This window comes from Nocardiopsis sp. NPDC101807, assembly GCF_044766605.1.
Classification (GTDB): domain Bacteria; phylum Actinomycetota; class Actinomycetes; order Streptosporangiales; family Streptosporangiaceae; genus Nocardiopsis; species Nocardiopsis tropica.
The window spans coordinates 208689-226992 of sequence record NZ_JBIWMK010000008.1 but is presented as its reverse complement, the minus strand read 5'-3'; the positions used below and the strand labels follow the sequence as shown (position 1 = coordinate 226992).

Sequence of the window (18304 nt, the reverse complement as noted above, 5' to 3'; positions counted from 1 at the left end):
ACTAGAGGAACCCGGCCCGGGTGTCAGATCCGGGCCGGGTCCCCCGCGCGGGCGGGGGCCGGGACGGTGGGACCTCCGACGCGGAGGGAGCGTCACCGGCCTCCCCGCGCGGAGGGGGGCCGACGGGATCAGCCGGAGCCGACGTCGCGGTACCAGCCCTCCGCGCGCACGAGCTCCTCGTGCGTGCCCTGCTGGACGACCCTCCCGTCGCGCACCACGTAGATCCGGTCCACCTGGTCCAGCCCCGTCATGTCGTGCGTGATCAGCAGGGTGGAGAACCCCTCGGCGGCGGCGAGCAGGTCGTCCACCACCGCGTCGCGGGTGTCCGGGTCCAGGTGGGCCGTCGGTTCGTCCAGCACGAGCACCCGGGGCGCCGCCAGCACGGCGCGGGCCAGCGCCAGCCGCTGCACCATCCCGCCGCTCAACCCCAGACCGTGCGTGCCCACCTGCGTGTCCAGCCTCTTCGGGGTCGCCGCGACGTCGTCGGCCAGCCGCGCCCGCCGCAGCGCCTCCCACAACTCGCCGTCGTCCGCCTCCGGCCGGGCCAGCCGCAGGTTCTCCCGCAGGGTCGAGGCGAACACGTGCGGGTCCTGCGGGACCCCGGACACCATCCCGCGCACCTCGTCCGCCGGGTACGTCGTGATGTCCTCGCCGCCGAGCTCGACCCGGCCGCCGTCGGGGTCGCGGAACCGCAGCAGCACCGACGCCAGGGTGCTCTTGCCCGCCCCGCTCGGCCCGATGACCGCGACCGTCCACCCGGCGGGGATCTCCAGGTCGACCCCGTCCAGGGCCCACGGCTCGTCCGGCCCGTAGCGCACCCGCAGGTCCCGCACCCGCACCGTCGGGTCACCCCCGGGGTCGAGGCCCGCACGGGTGGGAGGGGCGGTGGCGGGCGGGGTGTCCAGCACCCCGAACAGGCGGGCGCCGCTCGCGCGGATCGCCCCCAGCTTCGCCGCGACGGCGGGCAGGGGGGCGACGATCTCGAACGCCGCCAGGGTCGTCAGGACCAGGACCGCCAGTGACACGGCGCTCAGCGAGCCGCCCTCCACCGCGGCCACCCCGAGGAACAGGGCCCCCCACACGGTCAGCCCGGTGATCAGCGCGGACGCCCCGGCCCCGAGGCCGAGGACCGCCGCGTCACGCTGCGCCAGGCGCGTCAGCTCCGCGTCGGCGGCGTCGACCCGCTCCACCTGCCGGCCCATCGCGCCGTAGGCGACCAGGTCGGGCGCCCCGTGCAGGGTGTCCACGAGCGCGGTGGACAGCTCGCCGCGCGCCCTGCCCTGCCGCCGGCCCGGCTCCCGGCCCAGCGCGGCGGCGGCGAGCGGGACCGCGAGTCCGGCCAGCAGCAGGCCGCCGGCCAGGAGGAGCCCGCCCGGCACGTACACCGCCGTCAGGAAGAGGACGGTCGCACCGCCGGTCACCAGGGAGATCAGCGGGGGGGTCAGCCCGCGCACCAGGAGGTCCAGGGTGGCCTCGGTGTCGTTCACCAGCCGGGAGACCAGGTCGCCGGAGCGGAAGCGCCCGAACGGCTCGGTCGCGGCCAGCCGCTCGTAGACCCGCACCCGCACCTCGGCCAGCGTCCGGAACGCGGCGTCGTGGGTGACCAGCCGCTCCAGGTAGCGCGCGACGCCGCGGCCCACGCCCAGCGCACGTGTGGCGACCACGGAGAAGCCCAGCGCGGTGATGCCGGGATGGTTCGCCGCGGTGGCGAGCATCCACGCGGCGACCCCCAGCAGTGCCACCCCGGCGCCGGTGGCCGCCGCTCCCAGAAGGACCCCGAGGGCGAACCTCGCGCCGCGCGGCCGCGCCAGGGCGGCCATCCGCCACAGCGGGTCGCGCCGGCGCCCGTCCCCCGGGAGCGGCGGGACGTCCCCGCCGGGGCCGATCCGCGCATCCGTCCCGGACGCCCCCTCGGCCCGGCTGTCCGGGGCGGCCCCGGCGGTGTTCCCGGCGTCGTCGCGGTTCATCGCGGCACGCTCCCTTCCCGGGTCGGCAGTGGCAGCGTCACGGTCCGCAGGGTGTCGTCGGGGAAGCCGCGCGCCCAACCGGTGTCGTGGGCGACGATGACGGCGGTCCGCCCCTCCAGGAGCCTGGCGACGGCCGTGCGCACCGCCGCGGCGTTCTCCGGGTCCAGGTGGGCGGTGGGTTCGTCCAGCAGCACGAGCGGGGCGTCGCGGCACATCGCCCGGGCCAGCGCGATGCGCTGCCGCTGCCCCGCCGACAGCCGTGCGCCGCGCTCGCCGAGCCTGGTGTCGTAGCCGTCGGGCAGGGCGCGGACGAAGGCGTCGGCCTCGGCGAGGCGGGCCGCCTCCCGCACCCGCTCGGGGGAGGCCCCGGGGGCGCCGAGCCGGATGTTGTCGGCCACGGACACGTCGAAGAGGTAGGGGTGCTGGGGCACCCACGCGATGCCGAGCCTCCAGTCGTCGGCCGGGATCGCGTCCAGGGCCTCCCACCCGCCGCCGGGCGCGCGCACGCTGATCCGCCCCGCCGTGGGCTCGGTCAACCGCAGCACCAGCGACAGGAGGGTGGTCTTCCCCGAGCCGCTGGGGCCGGTGAGCAGCACGTGCTCCCCGGCCGCGACCTCCAGGTCCAGCCCGGACAGCGCGGGCACGTCCCTGCCCGGGTAGCTCATCCCCACGCCCTCGAAGCGGATGTCGCCGCCCGCCGCGGCGGCGGCCCGGCCGGTCGCCGGGGGAGCGGAGCCCTCCGCCGCCTCCCCGCCGCGCCTGCGGTCCAGTTCGGCGAACACCTGCTCGGCGGCGGCCACGCCCTCCATGCTCGCGTGGAACCGGGCGCCGACCTCCCTCAGCGGCAGGTACGCCTCGGGTGCGAGGATCAGCACGAGGAGGGCGGTCTGGTAGTCCATGTGGCCGCCGAGCAGGCGCAGGCCCACCTCGACGGCGACCAGCGCCACCGCCAGGGTCGACAGGAGCTCCAGCGCGAACGCCGACAGGAACGCGACCCGCAGCGTCCCCATCGTCGCCCGGCGGTGGTCCTCGCCCACCCGGCGGATGATGGCCGCCTGCGCCTTGGCGCGGCGGAACACCGCCAGGGTCGGAAGTCCCTCCACCACGTCGAGGAAGTGGCCGCCCAGGCGGCTCAGGAGCCGCCACTGCCGGTCGGTGCGCGCCTGCGTGTGCATCCCGATCAGCGCCATGAAGACCGGGATCAGCGGGAGGGTCACCAGGACGACGATCCCGGAGATCCAGTCGGCCCGGAACACGACGGCCAGGACGGCGAGCGGCACGATCGCCGCCAGGACGAGTTGGGGGAGGTAGCGGGCGAAGTAGTCGTCCAGGGCGTCCAGGCCCCTGGTCGCCAGGGTCACCAGCTCGCCCGCCCTCGGCGACCCCTGGCCCTCCTCGGAGCCGGGGCCGGCGGTCCACACCCTGCCGGACCCGGTCACGTGCGCCACCAGGCGGCGGCGCAGCTGGGACTTCGTGCGCGCGGCGCTGTACAGGGCGGAGGTCTCGGCCAGGTAGGACAGCAGGGCACGGGCCAGGGCGATGGCGGCGACGCCGCCGACCGCCCAGCCCAGCGCGTCCAGGCCCTCGCCCTGCCAGGCGCCCGTGACGGCGCGGGCGAGCAGCCATGCCTGGGCCAGGATCAGGCCGGTGATGAGCACTCCGCTGACGACGGAGACCGCCAGGTGCACCCGGACCGCGCTCGCGGTGCGGACCAGGCGCGGATCAAGGGGTTTCATGCGTGCGGTCCTCGTCGTCTCGGCCGGGTCCCGCGGGTACCCGGGGTGTGCGTTCCCCACACGGTGGCGCGGTGCGGGCCCCGGGCCAGTATCCACCGGGGCGCCCCGGCCCGGCGGGGAGCCCCGCGCCGGGCCGGGAGCGCCGCGGGTCGGGGCTCCCGGCCCCGCGGATCAGGCGGCGGGGGTCCTCCGGGGCTCCGCCGCCCCGCCCCCGCGCCCCGGTCCGTCCGTCGCGGTGACGCTCTCCCCGGTCACCGAGGCGCCGGTGACCCGGCGGCGGAACACCCAGTAGCTCCAGCCCTGGTACAGGAGCACCAGCGGCAGGAAGACCACCGCCACCCACGTCATCACCGTGAGCGTGTAGTCCGCGGAGGACGCGTTGTCCACGGTCAGGCTGAACGCCGGGTCGGTGGTGGAGGGGAGCACGTTCGGGAAGAGCGCCCCGAAGAGCGCGGCGACGGCGGTGAGGATGGTCAGCGCCGTGAACGCGAACGACCACCCCTCGCGCCCCCTCCAGGCCGCGACGACCCCGCCCACCAGGGCGGAGGCGGCGACGGCGACGAGCGGCAGGGTCCACGGGTGGCCGTACGCCGCCTGGGTCCACAGCAGGAAGGCGGCGCCCGCGGGGACCGCGGCGCAGGCCGTGACCAGGGCGGCCCGGCGGGCGCGCACCCGCACCGGCCCGTCGGTCTTCAGGGTCAGGAAGATCGCCCCGTGCAGGGTGAACAGCGACAGCGTCGTCAGCCCGCCGAGCAGGGCGTAGGGGTTGAGCAGGTCCGGCAGGGAGGCGGTGACGATGTGGTCGGCGTCCATGGCCACGCCCCGCACGATGTTGGCGAACGCGACGCCCCACAGCAGGGCGGGCGTGGCGCTGCCGAAGAAGATCGCCCGGTCCCACCAGGTCCGCCAGGCGTCGCTGTCGCGCTTGCCTCGGTACTCGAAGGCGACGCCGCGCAGGATCAGGGCGATGAGGATGGCGAACAGCGGGATGTAGAAACCGCTGAACAGCGAGGCGTACCAGGCGGGGAACGCGGCGAACATGGCGCCGCCCGCGGTGAGCAGCCACACCTCGTTGGCGTCCCACACCGGGCCGATGGAGTTGATGGCGACCCGGCGGTCGACGGAGTTGCGCCTGCCCATGAACGGCAGGAGCGTGCCGACCCCGAAGTCGAACCCCTCCAGGACGAAGTACCCGATCCACAGGACCGAGATGGCGATGAACCAGATGACGGGGAGTTCCATGGTCCGTGGCTCCTAGTAGCTGAAGTGCGGGATCTCGGACTCGTCCTCGTCGTTCTCCAGGGCGGGGACGAGGTGGGAGGGTCCGGCCTTGACGTACTTGACCAGCAGCCCGACCTCCACCACGGCGAGGAGCCCGTAGACGGCGGTGAAGATGCTCAGGCTCATCGCGACGGTCCCGAGGCTCACCCCGGGTGAGACGCTGTCGGCGGTGAGCAGGTAGCCGTGCACCGTCCAGGGCTGCCGGCCCATCTCGGTGAGCACCCAGCCGAAGATGTTCGCGGCCAGGGCGGCGGGCAGGGCGAGCATCGCCGCGAGGTAGAACCACCGGTTGGTGGGGGTGCGCTCCCTGCCCCTGGTGAGCCACAGGCCCAGGGCGGCGACGGCGACCCCGGCGAGGCCGAGGCCCATCATCAGGCGGAAGGACCAGTAGACGACGAACACGTTGGGGGTGTAGTCGCCCGGGCCGTAGTACTCCTCGTAGGCCTGCTGGAGGTTGTTCATCCCGTGGACCTCGCCGTCGAACGTGCCGGTCGCGAGGAAGCTGAGCACGTTCGGGATGGTGACGTCGATGGGGTTGTAGCGCTCCTCCGTGTCGCCCACGGCCAGGGCGGAGAAGGGGGCCCCTTCCTCGGTCTCCCACAGGGCCTCGGCGGCGGCGAGCTTCATGGGCTCGTACTCGGCGGCGAGCTTGGCCTGGTGGTCGCCGGAGAAGACGACGACCGCCCCGGCGACGAGGGTGAAGACCAGGCCCACCTTGAGGGTGCCGCGGAAGAGGGCGAAGTCGCTCCCGGGCGGCGTGACGCCCTCGACGCCGGTGTCGCCGTGCCGCTGGTTGCGCCAGAGCTTGTAGGCGCTGACGCACACGACGAACAGGCCGGCGGTGATGAACGCCGCCGAGACGGTGTGCAGGTAGGTGGACCAGGCCTGGTCGTTGCTGAGGACGGCCCAGATGTCGTTGAGCTCGGCGCGCCCGTTCTCCCCGTTGACGGTGAAGCCGACCGGGTGACGCATCCACGCGTTGGCGGCGAGGATGAAGTAGGCGGACAGGTTGGTGCCGACCGCCACCATCCAGATGCAGGCCAGGTGGACGCCGCGCGGGAGCCGGTGCCAGCCGAAGATCCAGAGCCCGATGAAGGTCGACTCCAGGAAGAAGGCGAGCAGGGCCTCCATGGCCAGGGGCGCCCCGAACACGTCGCCGACGAACCGGGAGTACTCGCTCCAGTTCATGCCGAACTGGAACTCCTGCACGATGCCGGTGACCACGCCCATGGCGAAGTTGATCAGGAAGAGCTTGCCGAAGAACTGGGTCGCCTGGAGGTACTCGTGCTTGCCTGTGCGGTACCAGAGGGTCTGGAGCACGGCCACGATGAACGACAGTCCGATCGTGAGCGGGACGAACAGGAAGTGGTAGATCGTGGTGACGCCGAACTGCCACCTCGCGAGTTCAAGAGCTTCCATGCCCACCTCTCAGGTACCGACTTCCGGTAGTACTACACAATGTAGTGCTACGTCGTGTCGTCGGCTCTGCGGGCCCCCGCCAACCGTGTGTGGTCCGCGTCTCGGCGGTCGCCCGGGGAGGCGCACGCGGGCCGCGCCGGACCGGGTCCGGGTGGGAGAAACCGCCCTGAGCTGCGCGGACTCGGCCGCGGTTCCGTGTTCGGACCGCCCGCCGCGGACGGCGGAGGGGTCCTGTGGGCTTGGGCACACGCCGCGCCGGGCCCTCTCCCGCGGGGCGGGGAGAGGCCCGCACACGACGACGGCGCGCCCCGGTGGCCGGGTGCGCGCCGTCGTCGTGTGCGTGGGGTGGTCGGTCAGTCCCCTCCGGAGCCGCCCCGGTCGTCGATCATGCCCTCCATGAGGTTCACCTCCGACTGCTGGGCGTCGATCATCCCCTGGGCGAACCGGGTGACCATCTCCTCGCCGCCCAGGTCCACCTCGGCCTCGGCCATCTCGATGCCGCCCTGGTGGTGGGCGATCATGAGTTCGAGGAACAGGAGTTCGGCCTCCACGCCCTCGGCGGCCTCCAGGGCCTCCAGGTCCTCGGGGCTCGCCAGCCCCGGCATGGTGTCGGGGACCTCCCCGCCGCCGCCCCCGTGGTCGTGCCCCTCCATCCAGGTCATCGGCGGCCGGGCGCCCCGGGCGGGCAGGTCCCAGGCCATCAGCCACCCCTGCATGATGCCGATCTGCGCCTGCTGCGTGCGGGCCATGTCGGTCGCGACCGTGTGCAGTTCGGGGTCCTCGGTCTTGTCCAGGACGATCATCGACATGTCCACGGCCTGGGCGTGGTGCGCGCTCATGTCGCGCAGGAATCCGGCGTCCGCCCCCGTGTCCAGCGGGTAGGACGGGCGCCCGAGGAGATACCCCGCGGCGAGGGCCAGTGCGACGAGGATCACCGCGGTCCAGGTCGGCACCGAACGCCATGACACCTGCGCGGACGCGCCCTCCTCCGGGTCCCGCTCCGCCCGGGGGTGCTCGCCCTCGTCCGGGGTTCCGTCGGCGTCCCCGACGCCGTCGGAGGCTCCCGCATCGGGGCCGTTCGTCTGTTCCATGGGAACCATCCTGGTCAAATCGCCCAACTGTGGTGCCAAAGTAGAGGATAGATAAGTCCCTTATGTCACCACCCACCTCAGGAGACCCCGTGGCAAAGAAGAAGACGGCGGAGGAGCGCCGCCAACGCGCAGCCGAGCTCAAGGCGCAACGCCTCAAAGAGGAGCGCCGCCGTAAGATCCTTACCATTTCCGGGGTCGTCACCGCTGTGGTTCTGGTGGTGGGCCTGATCGCCTTCCTCGTCTTCATGGAGGTCCGCAGCCGGTCGGTCTCCAACGTGGCCGAGTACGAGGTCCCCTCGTACGAGCACGTCGAGACGGGCCAGTCGGTCGACTACGAGCAGTCCCCGCCCGTGGGCGGCGACCACTGGAGCGCCTGGCAGAACTGCGGCGTGTACCCCGAGCCGGTCGCCCCCGAGTTCGCGGTCCACTCCCTGGAGCACGGCGCCGTGTGGATCAACTACGAGCCCGGCCTTCCCGAGGACCAGGTCGAGCAGCTGGTGGGCATGTACAACGCGGGCGACTACCTCGTCATCAGCCCCTACGAGGGCGAGATGGAGGCGCCGATCGTCGCCTCGAGCTGGGGCCGCCAGATCACGGCCGAGACCGCCGACGACGAGATGCTCCAGCGGTTCGTGCGCCTCTACGAGCGCGGCACCGACGTGCCCGAGCCGGGGGCCTCCTGCTCCGGCCAGGTGGCGGAGACGGCGGCCGAGGTCGAGTCCCTGCTCAGCGGTGGGGGAGCCGAGGGCTCGGGCGAGGAGAACCCCGACGCGCCGGCCGAGGGCTCCGAGGAGCAGCCCATGGAGGAAGAGGAGTGACGGCGTCCCCGCCCGCTCCCTGAACACCTGGTACGGGGACCGGGCTCCTCAGCCGGGTCCCACGACCGCGGGGGCCGCCGTACGCCGGCGGCCCCCGCCCGTGCGTCCGGGGCCGGTCAGAGCTCGCCGTCGGGCAGGGGCGGGACGTGCTCGGAGACCAGGTCGCTGACCGTGCTCAGCGCCCCCGCCGGGGCGCCGTGGGCCGGCGGGACCGACAGTTCGACGTAGGCCTCGCGCCCGACGACCGTGTACAGGGTGGGGGCGTCCTCCGGCTGGGGCAGCCAGGCCACGCCGTTGACCTCCTGGAGGAGGGAGTCCGGAGCGAGGGCCACGGGCCGCGGGACCCCGCAGCGCAGTCCGATGGCCGGATCGCCCCAGGCCGCTGTGAGCTCCGAATCGGGGCGCACCCGGGCGCGCTCGGCCTCCAGCAGTGTGTCGGGCAGCGCCTCGACGAGCCCCGCGCAGGTCCGCGCGGTCGCCCCGTCCGCCTCGGGGGGCTCCATCCGCACGGTCTGTGCGCCGCAGCCCGTCGCCACGAGCGCGACGGCCAGACCCGCTCCGGCGAACCGCCTCAGCACAAGCAACCCCCGGGGTGCCGACGACGCGGCGGAGCGCGTCAGATGTTGACGATGGGACAGGTGAGAGTCCGGGCGATCCCGTCCAACCGCTGGATCCGCGCCACCACGAGGGTGCCCAGCGAGTCGATGTCGGAGGCCTCGGCCTGGACGATCACATCGTAGGGCCCGGTCACGTCGTGGGCCTTCTCGACCCCCTCGATGCCCCGGATCCGCTCCGCCACCTCCGCAGCCTGACCGACCTCGGTCTGGATCAGGATGTATGCCTGCACCATGAGAACTCCTTCGTGTGCGCCGGGTGTGAGCGGTGGGCGGTGAGCGGTTCCCGGCCGGGCCGACGGTGCGGCCGATGACGAACGGATGACGGACGTGGGTCCGGACCGCTGCGCCGGAGCGTCACCGTACCCTGATCCCTGTGCAGAACACCATTGGGGGCCTGGGGGAGTTCGCTCTGATCACGCGCGTGACGAGCCAATTCCCCACGACGGACGATGTAATCCTCGGACCCGGCGACGACGCGGCGGTCGTCGCGGCGCCCGACGGCCGCACGGTCGCGACCACCGACCTGCTGGTCGAGGGGCGCCACTTCCGGCGGGAGTGGTCCACCGCCCGGGACGTCGGCCACCGGGCCGTCGCCCAGAACTTCGCCGACGTCGCCGCCATGGGCGCCCGCCCCACCGGCCTTCTCATCGGTTTCGCCGCCCCCTCCGACCTCCCCGTGGCCTGGGCCGAGGAGTTCACCGCCGGGGTGCGCGACGAGTGCGCGGTCGCGGGCGGGGCCGTCGTGGGCGGCGACATGGTCGGCTCGGACACCCTCACCATCGCCGTCACCGCCCTCGGCGACCTCCAGGGGAGGGCGCCCGTCCGCCGGGACGGGGCCCGACCGGGCGACGTGGTCGCCTACACCGGCCACCTCGGGCTGTCCGCCGCCGGCCTGGCCCTGCTGGAACGGGGGATCGACGGCCCGGCCGAGTGCCTGGCCGAGCACCGCCGCCCCAGCCCGCCCTACGCGCGGGGCGCCGAGGCGGCCCGGCTCGGCGCCACCGCCATGCTCGACGTGAGCGACGGCCTCGTACAGGACCTCGGACACGTCTGCCGGGCCGGCGGCGTGCGCATCGATCTGGACTCGGCGGCGCTGCGCCCCGAACCCGCGCTCCTGGAGGCGGCCGCCGTCCTCGGCGCCGAGGGGCCCGGGGCGGCGACGGAGGCCGCGCTCGCCCTCATGGTCGCGGGAGGGGAGGACCACGCCCTGGTCGCGGCGTTCCCCCCGGAGGCCGCTCTGCCCGGCCACTGGCACCGGATCGGATCGGTCACCGGCCCCGCAGCGGGGACCCCGGGGGGTGGCGGGGCCGGGGAGGAGAACCCTGTCACAGTGGACGGGCGTGCGCCCCGGAACAGGGGCTGGGATCATTTCCGCGAAGGGTGAGCCCCTTTGGATTTGTCCTGTTTGGCTGTCACGCTAGGCTTCTCCAACGCGGCCCGCGTCTCGTTCCGGGCTGACCGCCCGGGTCCGTGTGGCGCGGCGGCCCCGGGAGTCCCACGAGGAGCGGCCCGGGAACGGGCGGAGAAGACATCCCGGCGTGACCGAGGGCGACGGGCGGGCAGCGGAGCGTCGAGAGGCGGTTTATGGGGCGCCATGGCTGGCAGAACGGCACCCGGCGGGGTGCGCACCGCAGCGAGCCGACGGACGTCGGCGTGCTGCGGCGGCTCGGCGGCCTCATCGAGAGCACGGTCCCCAAACGCGTCGAACCGCCCCGGCTCCTCAACGTGCTCGTCGTCTCCGGTGTCATCCTCGGGCTGATCCTGTTCGGCTACAGCACCACGCAGATCTATCTGCAGTTCGGCGGCGCGCCGGGGTCGAGCCGGGCGCCGGGGACGCAGGACGGGGCCCAGCCGACCCACGACGCCTCCCCGGGAACCGAGGGAGAGGAGTCGGCCGCCGACCTGCCCCGGGGCCCGCAGAACCAGGCGGGCGCCGAGCCCACCACGGTCGCCTACCAGGTGCTGGGGTCGACGTCGGTCGGGTTCACCGGCCACGTCACCGTCACCAACACCTCGCGGACCAGGCTCGACGCCTGGGAACTGGCCCTGGCCTTCGACAGCGCCGAGATCACCGACGTGAGCGACGCCGACTGGGAGCCGATCGACGACGGCATCCTCGCCCGGCAGCCCGGGAACCGGGACGGGTTGGACCCGGGGGCCTCCGCCACCCTGACCTTCGAGGCCCTGGGCGTCCCGCAGAGCCCGGTGCGCTGCTCCCTCAACGGGCACGTCTGCGAGCTGTGACCCCGGCGGCCGGAGCACGGCCCCGTGCGGCCCGGCCGCCGCGCCTCCTCCCGCACCGTCGGGGCGCGGGCACGACGATGGCCCCCCGACCGTGGTCGGAGGGCCATCGAGGAACATGCAGCGGTGCGGGAACCCTAGCGGGTCACCTTGCCGGCCTTGATGCACGAGGTGCAGGCGTTCACGCGCTTGGGCGTGCCGCCGACACGGGTGCGAACAGTCTGGATGTTGGGGTTCCAGCGGCGGCGGGTGCGACGGTGCGAGTGGGAAACACTGTTACCGAACCCTGGTCCCTTGCCGCAAACGTCGCATACGGAAGCCACGGTAACTCCATTCAAGCGCTCAGGATCGCGCACGTCGCCGCACGCGAAGATTCATCCGACCGGGAGAGGTCGGGCGGACAGGTCGGCGCGGACGCCAACCGTGGAAGAGTACACGAAGGACAAGGCCGTACACGGATCAGACCGCTGGCCAGCGCCCGTACGCGCAACGGTGGAACGTGGTGTGGTCGAGGACCCCAGCACCCACCGGCGCATCGAATCCCCCATGGCGGGCATGGCGAAAACGCGATGAACTCTGACGAGTATACCCCGGCCGGGTGGGGCGGACGCCCGGCCGCCGACGGGCACGGTCGGCGGCCCGGCCCCCGGCGAACCCGGCCGACGACGACGCGGTGGGCGCACGAGCGTCGCAGCGGGGGTCTACCGTTGCGGTGACCAGCGATCCAGAGACGCCGGGACGGGAACAGACGTGACTACCTGGGACGAACCGCTGAGCAGGGGACCGCTCAGGGGCAAGACGGCGAAGGCGCTCGCCGAGAAGCTCGACCTGCACACCCTCGGCGACCTGCTGCGCTACTACCCGCGCAGGTACGACCGGCGGGGCGACCTGACCGACCTCGCCGCGCTCCGCGAGGGGGAGGAGGTCACCGTGCAGGCCCGCGTCCTGGACGCCAGGAGGCGGACCGTCCCCGCCCGCCAGGGGCGCCGGCGCATGGACATGATGGAGGCCACCGTCACCGACGGCACCGGCCGCCTGCACCTGACCTTCTTCAACCGGGGGTCGTACCACCAGAACGCGCTCGTCCCCGGGCGGCTGGCCATGTTCTCCGGGCGGGTGTCCACCTTCAAGGGCCGCCGCCAGCTCGACCACCCCCAGTACGAACTCCTCGACGAGGCGGGCGACACGGAGGAGCGGGCCCAGGCCTACGCCGACGAGCTCATCCCCGTGTACCCGGCGGTCAAGGGCCTGGACTCCACGACGATCGCGCGCACGGTCGCCACCGTCCTCGCCGACGTCGACAGCCTCCCCGACCCGCTCCCCCCGGGTCTGCGCGGGAGCCGCGGGCTGCTCGGCGTCGCCGACGCGCTGCGCCGCATCCACCGGCCCGCGGAGTGGGCCGACGTCGGCGCGGCCCGGCGCCGCCTCAAGTGGGACGAGGCGTTCGTGCTCCAGCTCGCGCTCGCCCGCCGCCGCAGGCAGGCCGAGGAGCTGCCGGCCAAACCCCGGCCCGGAGCGGACGGGGGGATCCTCGACGCCTTCGACGCGCAGCTCCCGTTCACGCTCACCGACGGCCAGAGGGAGGTCGGCGAACGCCTCGCCCGGCGGCTCGACGCCTCCCACCCCATGCACTGCCTGCTCCAGGGCGACGTGGGCGCGGGCAAGACCCTGGTGGCGCTGCGCGCGATGCTCCGCGTGGTCGACTCCGGCGGCCAGGCGGTCATGCTCGCCCCCACCGAGGTCCTCGCCCAGCAGCACCACCGCTCCATCAACGCCATGCTGGGCGCCCTCGGACGGGCCGGGCAGATCGACGGGGCCGACACCGCGACCAGGGTGGCCCTGCTCACCGGTTCCATGAACACCGCCGCCCGCAGGGAGGCCCTGCTGGACGCCGCCTCCGGCGCCGCGGGGATCGTCGTCGGCACCCACGCCCTCCTCCAGGAGCACGTGTCCTTCGCGGACCTGGGGCTCGTGGTGGTGGACGAGCAGCACCGGTTCGGTGTGGAGCAGCGCGACGCCCTGCGCGAGAAGGCCGTGGGCGGCCGTCCGCACGTGCTCGTGATGACCGCCACGCCGATCCCGCGCACCGTCGCGATGACCGTCTACGGGGACCTCGACGTGGTCGCCCTCACCCAGCTGCCCTCCGGGCGGGCCCCCGTCTCCACGCACGTGGTGCCCGCCGCGGAGAAGCCGCACTTCCTGGCCCGCGGCTGGGAGCGCATCAGGGAGGAGGCGGCCGCGGGCCACCAGGCCTTCGTGGTCTGTCCGAGGATCGGCGACGACGACACGGGGGAGGCGGGCGAGGAGGTCGGCGCCGCCCCGGAGGAGGAGGCCCCCGGCGGGCGCCCCCCGCTCGCCGTGCTGGAGGTGGCGGCCCGGCTCGCGGAGGGCCCGCTCTCCGGTCTGCGCGTGGAGAGCCTGCACGGCCGGATGGCCCCGGACGACAAGGACGCCGTCATGCGCCGCTTCTCCGCGGGGGAGACCGACGCGGTCGTCTCCACCACCGTCATCGAGGTCGGCGTGGACGTGCCCAACGCCACTGTGATGGTCATCATGGACGCGGACCGGTTCGGGGTCTCGCAGCTCCACCAGCTGAGGGGCCGGGTCGGGCGGGGCGGGCTGCCCGGGCTGTGCCTGCTGGTCACCGACGCGGAGGAGGGCTCGCCGGCCCGGGAGCGGCTGGCGGCCGTGGCGGCGACCACCGACGGGTTCGAGCTGTCCCGCGTGGACCTGGAGATGAGGCGCGAGGGCGACGTCCTGGGCGACTCCCAGTCGGGGGCCCGCTCCAGCCTGCGGATGCTCACCCTGGTCAAGGACGAGGAGTTGATCGGCGAGGCCAGGGAGGAGGCCACCGCGTACGTGGCCGAGGACCCCGGGCTGGAGGCCCACCCCCCGCTGGCCGAGGCACTGGAGGCGCTCCTCCCGGAGGAGCGGGCCGAGTACCTCGACAAGACCTGACGGGAGGGGCGAGGGGGCCGGGGCCGTCCGAGACCCCGGCCCCTGGCGGGACACTCCGCCACGTCCCGGGCGCGACCTGCCGTGCGACCGGGCGCGGTCCCGTCCGGCATGGAACCCCGGACGGGGCCCGCCCCCCGGGGTCCGGTCCCCGCTTCGCCCGGGCCCCGCCCGCCGACGAGCCCGTCCACAGGCGGGCGACGGGTCTGGTGGCGCCCCGTCGACCGGCCTACCGTGGTATCAGGGGGCCGCAGGCTCCGCCCGCACCGTGCTGCCCCCGGACGGCGCCGCGGTCCGCCGCTCCCGGCCGCTACCGTGGGGGCATGACCCGCATCATCGCCGGGACGGCCCGCGGACGGCGCATCTCCGCGCCCGACGGCCGCAACACCCGCCCCACCAGCGACCGCGCCCGCGAGGCGCTGTTCTCCTCGGCCCGGTCCGACCTCGGCCCCCTCGACGGCCTCCGGGTCCTGGACCTGTACGCGGGTTCCGGGGCGATCGGCCTGGAGGCCCTGTCCCGCGGCGCCGCCCACGCGCTGCTGGTGGAGGCCGACCGCAAGGCCGCCCAGGTGATCCGGGACAACATCGCGGTGCTCGGGTTCTCCGGAGCGCGCCTGGCGTCCGACCGGGTGGAACGGGTCGTCGGCCAGGACAACCCCGGCGCGCCCTACGACCTCGTGGTGGCCGACCCGCCCTACGCCGTCACCGACGACGAGGTGGCCGGGGTCCTCGGAGACCTCGCCGGACGTGGCTGGCTCGCCCCGGACGCCCTCGTCGTCGTCGAGCGCTCCAAGCGCGGCGCCGAACCCGCGTGGCCCCCGGGGCTCGAACTCGACCGCAGCCGCGGGTACGGGGAGGCGGTCCTCTGGTACGCCCGCCCGTCACCCACCACCACCCTCAACTGACGCCTGCGGCGCGGTTCCTCCCGGGCCCGTCACCCACCACCACCCTCAGCTGACGCCTGCGGCGCGGTTCCTCCCGGGCCCGTCACCCACCACCACCCTCAGCTGACGCCTGCGGCGCGGTTCCTCCCGGGCCCGTCTCCCTCCACCGCCCTCAGCTGACGCCTGCGGCGCCCCGCCCCCGCGGCCCCGCCCCGCCCTCGGCCCGTTTCCGCACGCCCCCGCCCCCCGTCCGAGCGCCTCCGGCCACGGAGAGAACAGGGTGAAAATCGGGCAGAGTGTCTGTTTTTGCACATGCGGGGTAGGGGTCCCCGGGTGCGGGGGTGAACGCGGGGCGGTCGTCGTGCGACAAGCGCACAAGAGTCCGGACCGTGCGTGAATGCGGACACTAAGTGGGTGTTGCCCGGATTGGCGCGGGAGTGAGCCCCTACCATCGCGTTACCCGAAGGTAGTTCTTGAGAGGGGCGATCCACCGTGCGCCGTGTCGTCTGTCCGGGTTCCTTCGACCCGGTGACCTACGGTCATATCGACATCATCGGCAGGGCGGCGAAGCAGTACGACGAGGTCGTCGCCGCCGTGCTCAACAACGTCAACAAGCGCGGGCTGTTCAGCGTCCCGGAGAAGCTGGACATGCTGGAGGAGGGCACCGCGGAGTTCGACAACGTCCGGATCAGCGAGTTCGACGGCCTCCTCGTCGACTTCTGCCGGGAGAACGGCATCGAGACCATCGTGCGCAGCCTGCGCTCGGTCAGCGATTTCGACTACGAGCTCCAGATCGCCCAGATGAACTACCGCCTCTCGGGCGTGGAGACGGTGTTCATGACGGCGAACCCCCAGTACTCGTTCCTGTCCTCCAGCCTGGTGCGCGAGATCGCCCAGCACAGGGGCGACGTCTCCAGCCTGGTCACCCCCTACGTCCAGGGCCGACTGCGGGAGAAGTACGCGAAGCGGGACTCCGAGGGCGCCCAGGGCTGAGGGGCCCCGGCCCGCGGATCCGCCGCACGCGCGGGTCCCGGACCCCGGTCCCGCCCCCGGCGGCGCGGACGGCGCCCGCACCGGTTCCGGAAGGCCCTGGCACAGCGCTGATCGGGGCCTGATTTGGGTGGTCGGGGACATGATAGGTAGGATCAGGGTTTGACCATGGGCGTCGCCGGTTCTCGGTGTGCGCTCGCGCTGGTCGCGGCCGTCGTCACGACGCCTTCCGCGCGCCCGGCGATCCGTCTTCTCGTGAAAGCGCGATTACCCTGTCTCGTCTAGATCCTCGCGACCCGTTCGTGGTCGACACCCGTCAGCTGGGTCGCCAGCCGGGGTCGATGCGGACCGTCAACCGCATCGTGACCGTCCCCGAGGCGTTCGCGACGGCGATGGCAGCCGTGCCCGAGGGCAGCGAGGTCGAGCTGGACCTGCGGCTGGAGGCGGTGATGGAGGGCGTCCTCGTCACCGGTACCGTGCGCGGCCAGCTCACCGCGGAGTGCTCGCGCTGCCTCGACCCCCTGTCCGACGACATGGAGGCGGGCTTCCAGGAGATGTACCGCTACCCCGGCGGCGAGGACGACAAGGTCTCCGGGGCGGACGAGGACGCGGCCGACGAGGATGAGGACTACTATCTAGAGGGCGATCTGCTCGACCTCGAACCGGTGGTCCGAGACGCCGTCGTGCTGGCGCTCCCACTCTCACCGCTGTGCGGACCGGACTGCCCCGGCCTGTGCTCCGAGTGCGGGGCCAAACTCGCCGAGGTCGGCCCCGACCACGGCCACGGTGACAACGTCGACCCCCGTTGGGAGGCGCTCCGCGGTCTCGCGGACGACCCCGGCGAACGATGAGCTCGTGAACCGATCGCGGACGGCGCCTGCCGGCGCCGACGACGACCGGAGCACACCCTCCCCGCCACAGCGCGCGGGGTGACCAGATAAGCGACCTCCCGCGACCGCGCGGGGGTGACCCAGGAGGATTGAAGTGGCCGTCCCGAAGCGGAAGATGTCGCGGAGCAACACCCGGACCCGCCGTTCCCAGTGGAAGGCTTCGCGCCCGGTGCTGGTCAACTGCCCGCGCTGCCGTGACCCGAAGCAGCCCCACATCGCGTGCCCGACGTGCGGCACCTACAACAACCGCCAGGTCATCAACCCGGCCTAGGCGCGGATGACAGGCTTCGGGTCCCGGTACCCGATTCCCGACTCATCTCGGGGCGGACCCTCCACGGGTCCGCCCCGTCGTGCTTGCCGGGGCCGGGGGGCCACCGGCGTAGACCGGGCGGGCGCTCGCGAGACAGCGCGGCGCCGGGGTTTGTAGAGTGATCCCAGAGACAGCGGGCACGAAACGACAAGCAACACGAACACCGAGCACCACACCAGAGACCCGGGCCCCGGGTTCCCGAGTTCGTGGTGGTTGCCGGGGGAGCGGACGCTCCCGCGACGGTCACCTCGTTTTCGAGCACCCCTGACGGGCCGCGGGGTCCACACCCGACTCCAACCGTCCGCGCGCCGTTCCACGACGCGTACGAACAGGGAAGTGAACGAGTGGCTAGCCAACTCTCCGTCTCCGAGGCCCGGGCTTTCCATCGGGCCATCGGGGTCGAGGTCGACTCGAAGATCCTGCTCCGGGCCCTGACCCACCGCTCCTACGCCTACGAGAAGGGCGGGCTGCCGACCAACGAGCGGCTGGAGTTCCTGGGCGACTCCGTGCTCGGCCTGGTGGTGACCGACACCCTCTTCCGCAAGCACCCCGACCTGCCCGAGGGGCAGCTCGCCAAGCTGCGGGCCGCCGTCGTCAACATGCGCGCGCTCGCCGACGTGGCCCGCGGCCTGGGCATCGGCGCCTACATCCGCCTCGGCCGGGGCGAGGAGGGCACCGGGGGCCGGGACAAGTCCTCGATCCTCGCCGACACCCTCGAAGCCATCATCGGCGCCGTCTACCTCGACAGGGGCCTGGACGTGGCGTCGGAGTTCGTGCACAGGCTCTTCGACCCGCTCATCGCCACCGCGTCCGGGCTGGGGGCGGGTCTGGACTGGAAGACCTCCCTCCAGGAGCTCACCGCGGCCGAGATGCTCGGCGTCCCCGAGTACCACGTGGACGAGAGCGGCCCCGACCACCAGAAGACCTTCCGGGCCACGGTCCGCGTCGCGGGGGAGAGCTACGGCCTGGGCGAGGGCCGCAGCAAGAAGGAGGCCGAGCAGCAGGCCGCCGAGTCCGCGTGGAAGGCCATCAAGGCCAGGTCCGAGGCACGGGCCGCCGAGACCGCCGGGGGCGCCCCCTCCGGCGAGGACCGGGGCTGAGGCGG

17 protein-coding genes are annotated in these 18304 nt (G+C 73.5%); 9 read left to right on the top strand and 8 right to left on the bottom strand.

All coding sequences use genetic code 11. The features are described 5' to 3' along the window. Positions 1-128: 128 nt before the first annotated feature. The 5 genes from cydC to ACIRPH_RS24450 all read right to left on the bottom strand — a co-directional run bounded on the left by cydC (position 129) and on the right by ACIRPH_RS24450 (position 7494). Positions 129-1820 (bottom strand): thiol reductant ABC exporter subunit CydC, encoded by a 1692-nt coding sequence (gene cydC / locus ACIRPH_RS24470; protein ID WP_402918614.1) that lies wholly within the window; start codon positions 1818-1820, stop codon positions 129-131. 143 nt (positions 1821-1963) lie between these two features. Beyond that, positions 1964-3703, bottom strand: coding sequence for a thiol reductant ABC exporter subunit CydD (gene cydD / locus ACIRPH_RS24465; protein WP_402918316.1), 1740 nt, complete (start codon positions 3701-3703; stop codon positions 1964-1966). A gap of 171 nt (positions 3704-3874) precedes the next feature. Then, positions 3875-4945, bottom strand: a complete 1071-nt coding sequence (gene cydB / locus ACIRPH_RS24460) for a cytochrome d ubiquinol oxidase subunit II (protein ID WP_402918313.1) — start codon at positions 4943-4945, stop codon at positions 3875-3877. Positions 4946-4957: 12 nt separating this feature from the next. Further along, positions 4958-6403 carry a cytochrome ubiquinol oxidase subunit I gene (locus ACIRPH_RS24455; protein ID WP_402918310.1) on the bottom strand — a complete coding sequence of 482 codons (1446 nt, stop codon included), beginning with the start codon at positions 6401-6403 and terminating at the stop codon, positions 4958-4960. Between the two features lie 353 nt (positions 6404-6756). Beyond that, on the bottom strand, positions 6757-7494 hold the full coding sequence (locus ACIRPH_RS24450; protein WP_402918308.1) for a DUF305 domain-containing protein: 738 nt from the start codon (positions 7492-7494) through the stop codon (positions 6757-6759). An 89-nt stretch (positions 7495-7583) separates the two neighbouring features. On the opposite strand from ACIRPH_RS24450, the gene ACIRPH_RS24445 reads away from it, so the two are divergent. Continuing rightward, positions 7584-8312, top strand: coding sequence for a DUF3105 domain-containing protein (locus ACIRPH_RS24445; RefSeq protein WP_402918305.1), 729 nt, complete (start codon positions 7584-7586; stop codon positions 8310-8312). A gap of 116 nt (positions 8313-8428) precedes the next feature. Here ACIRPH_RS24445 and ACIRPH_RS24440 read toward each other — a convergent pair whose 3' ends face one another. Continuing rightward, complete coding sequence (locus tag ACIRPH_RS24440) at positions 8429-8890, bottom strand: DUF3515 domain-containing protein (RefSeq protein ID WP_402918612.1); 462 nt, start codon at positions 8888-8890, stop codon at positions 8429-8431. Positions 8891-8928: 38 nt separating this feature from the next. Then, positions 8929-9162, bottom strand: a complete 234-nt coding sequence (locus ACIRPH_RS24435; protein ID WP_402918302.1) for an Lrp/AsnC family transcriptional regulator — start codon at positions 9160-9162, stop codon at positions 8929-8931. Between the two features lie 140 nt (positions 9163-9302). Between ACIRPH_RS24435 and ACIRPH_RS24430 the strand changes: the two genes are divergently transcribed. Both ACIRPH_RS24430 and ACIRPH_RS24425 read left to right on the top strand, forming a co-directional pair. Further along, a complete protein-coding gene (locus ACIRPH_RS24430; RefSeq protein ID WP_402918300.1) occupies positions 9303-10313 on the top strand; it encodes a thiamine-phosphate kinase in 1011 nt (336 codons plus the stop codon). Between the two features lie 200 nt (positions 10314-10513). Continuing rightward, complete coding sequence (locus tag ACIRPH_RS24425) at positions 10514-11173, top strand: cellulose binding domain-containing protein (protein ID WP_402918297.1); 660 nt, start codon at positions 10514-10516, stop codon at positions 11171-11173. 134 nt (positions 11174-11307) lie between these two features. On the opposite strand, the gene rpmB is transcribed toward ACIRPH_RS24425, so the two are convergent. After that, on the bottom strand, positions 11308-11493 hold the full coding sequence (gene rpmB / locus ACIRPH_RS24420; protein WP_013151263.1) for a 50S ribosomal protein L28: 186 nt from the start codon (positions 11491-11493) through the stop codon (positions 11308-11310). Between the two features lie 427 nt (positions 11494-11920). On the opposite strand from rpmB, the gene recG reads away from it, so the two are divergent. The 6 genes from recG (at position 11921) to rnc (ending at position 18299) form a co-directional block, all read left to right on the top strand. After that, complete coding sequence (recG, locus tag ACIRPH_RS24415; RefSeq protein ID WP_402918293.1) at positions 11921-14128, top strand: ATP-dependent DNA helicase RecG; 2208 nt, start codon at positions 11921-11923, stop codon at positions 14126-14128. A gap of 320 nt (positions 14129-14448) precedes the next feature. Continuing rightward, positions 14449-15030: a 16S rRNA (guanine(966)-N(2))-methyltransferase RsmD gene (gene rsmD / locus ACIRPH_RS24410; RefSeq protein ID WP_402918290.1), complete on the top strand. Its 582-nt coding sequence runs from the start codon at positions 14449-14451 to the stop codon at positions 15028-15030. A 471-nt stretch (positions 15031-15501) separates the two neighbouring features. Next, complete coding sequence (gene coaD, locus ACIRPH_RS24405) at positions 15502-16002, top strand: pantetheine-phosphate adenylyltransferase (RefSeq protein ID WP_330091561.1); 501 nt, start codon at positions 15502-15504, stop codon at positions 16000-16002. A gap of 299 nt (positions 16003-16301) precedes the next feature. Then, positions 16302-16850: a YceD family protein gene (locus ACIRPH_RS24400; protein WP_402918285.1), complete on the top strand. Its 549-nt coding sequence runs from the start codon at positions 16302-16304 to the stop codon at positions 16848-16850. Between the two features lie 133 nt (positions 16851-16983). Further along, positions 16984-17160 (top strand): 50S ribosomal protein L32, encoded by a 177-nt coding sequence (rpmF, locus tag ACIRPH_RS24395; RefSeq protein WP_121187691.1) that lies wholly within the window; start codon positions 16984-16986, stop codon positions 17158-17160. 383 nt (positions 17161-17543) lie between these two features. Then, complete coding sequence (gene rnc / locus ACIRPH_RS24390) at positions 17544-18299, top strand: ribonuclease III (protein ID WP_402918280.1); 756 nt, start codon at positions 17544-17546, stop codon at positions 18297-18299. Positions 18300-18304 lie beyond the last annotated feature (5 nt).

What these genes read in the sequence shown, in the direction of transcription:
- cydC (WP_402918614.1), bottom strand. Translation starts at nt 1,820, where the DNA reads ATGGCCGCCCTGGCGCGGCCGCGCGGCGCGAGGTTCGCCCTCGGGGTC.
- cydD (WP_402918316.1), bottom strand. Translation starts at nt 3,703, where the DNA reads ATGAAACCCCTTGATCCGCGCCTGGTCCGCACCGCGAGCGCGGTCCGG.
- cydB (WP_402918313.1), bottom strand. Translation starts at nt 4,945, where the DNA reads ATGGAACTCCCCGTCATCTGGTTCATCGCCATCTCGGTCCTGTGGATC.
- ACIRPH_RS24455 (WP_402918310.1), bottom strand. Translation starts at nt 6,403, where the DNA reads ATGGAAGCTCTTGAACTCGCGAGGTGGCAGTTCGGCGTCACCACGATC.
- ACIRPH_RS24450 (WP_402918308.1), bottom strand. Translation starts at nt 7,494, where the DNA reads ATGGAACAGACGAACGGCCCCGATGCGGGAGCCTCCGACGGCGTCGGG.
- ACIRPH_RS24435 (WP_402918302.1), bottom strand. Translation starts at nt 9,162, where the DNA reads ATGGTGCAGGCATACATCCTGATCCAGACCGAGGTCGGTCAGGCTGCG.
- ACIRPH_RS24425 (WP_402918297.1), top strand. Translation starts at nt 10,514, where the DNA reads ATGGGGCGCCATGGCTGGCAGAACGGCACCCGGCGGGGTGCGCACCGC.
- rsmD (WP_402918290.1), top strand. Translation starts at nt 14,449, where the DNA reads ATGACCCGCATCATCGCCGGGACGGCCCGCGGACGGCGCATCTCCGCG.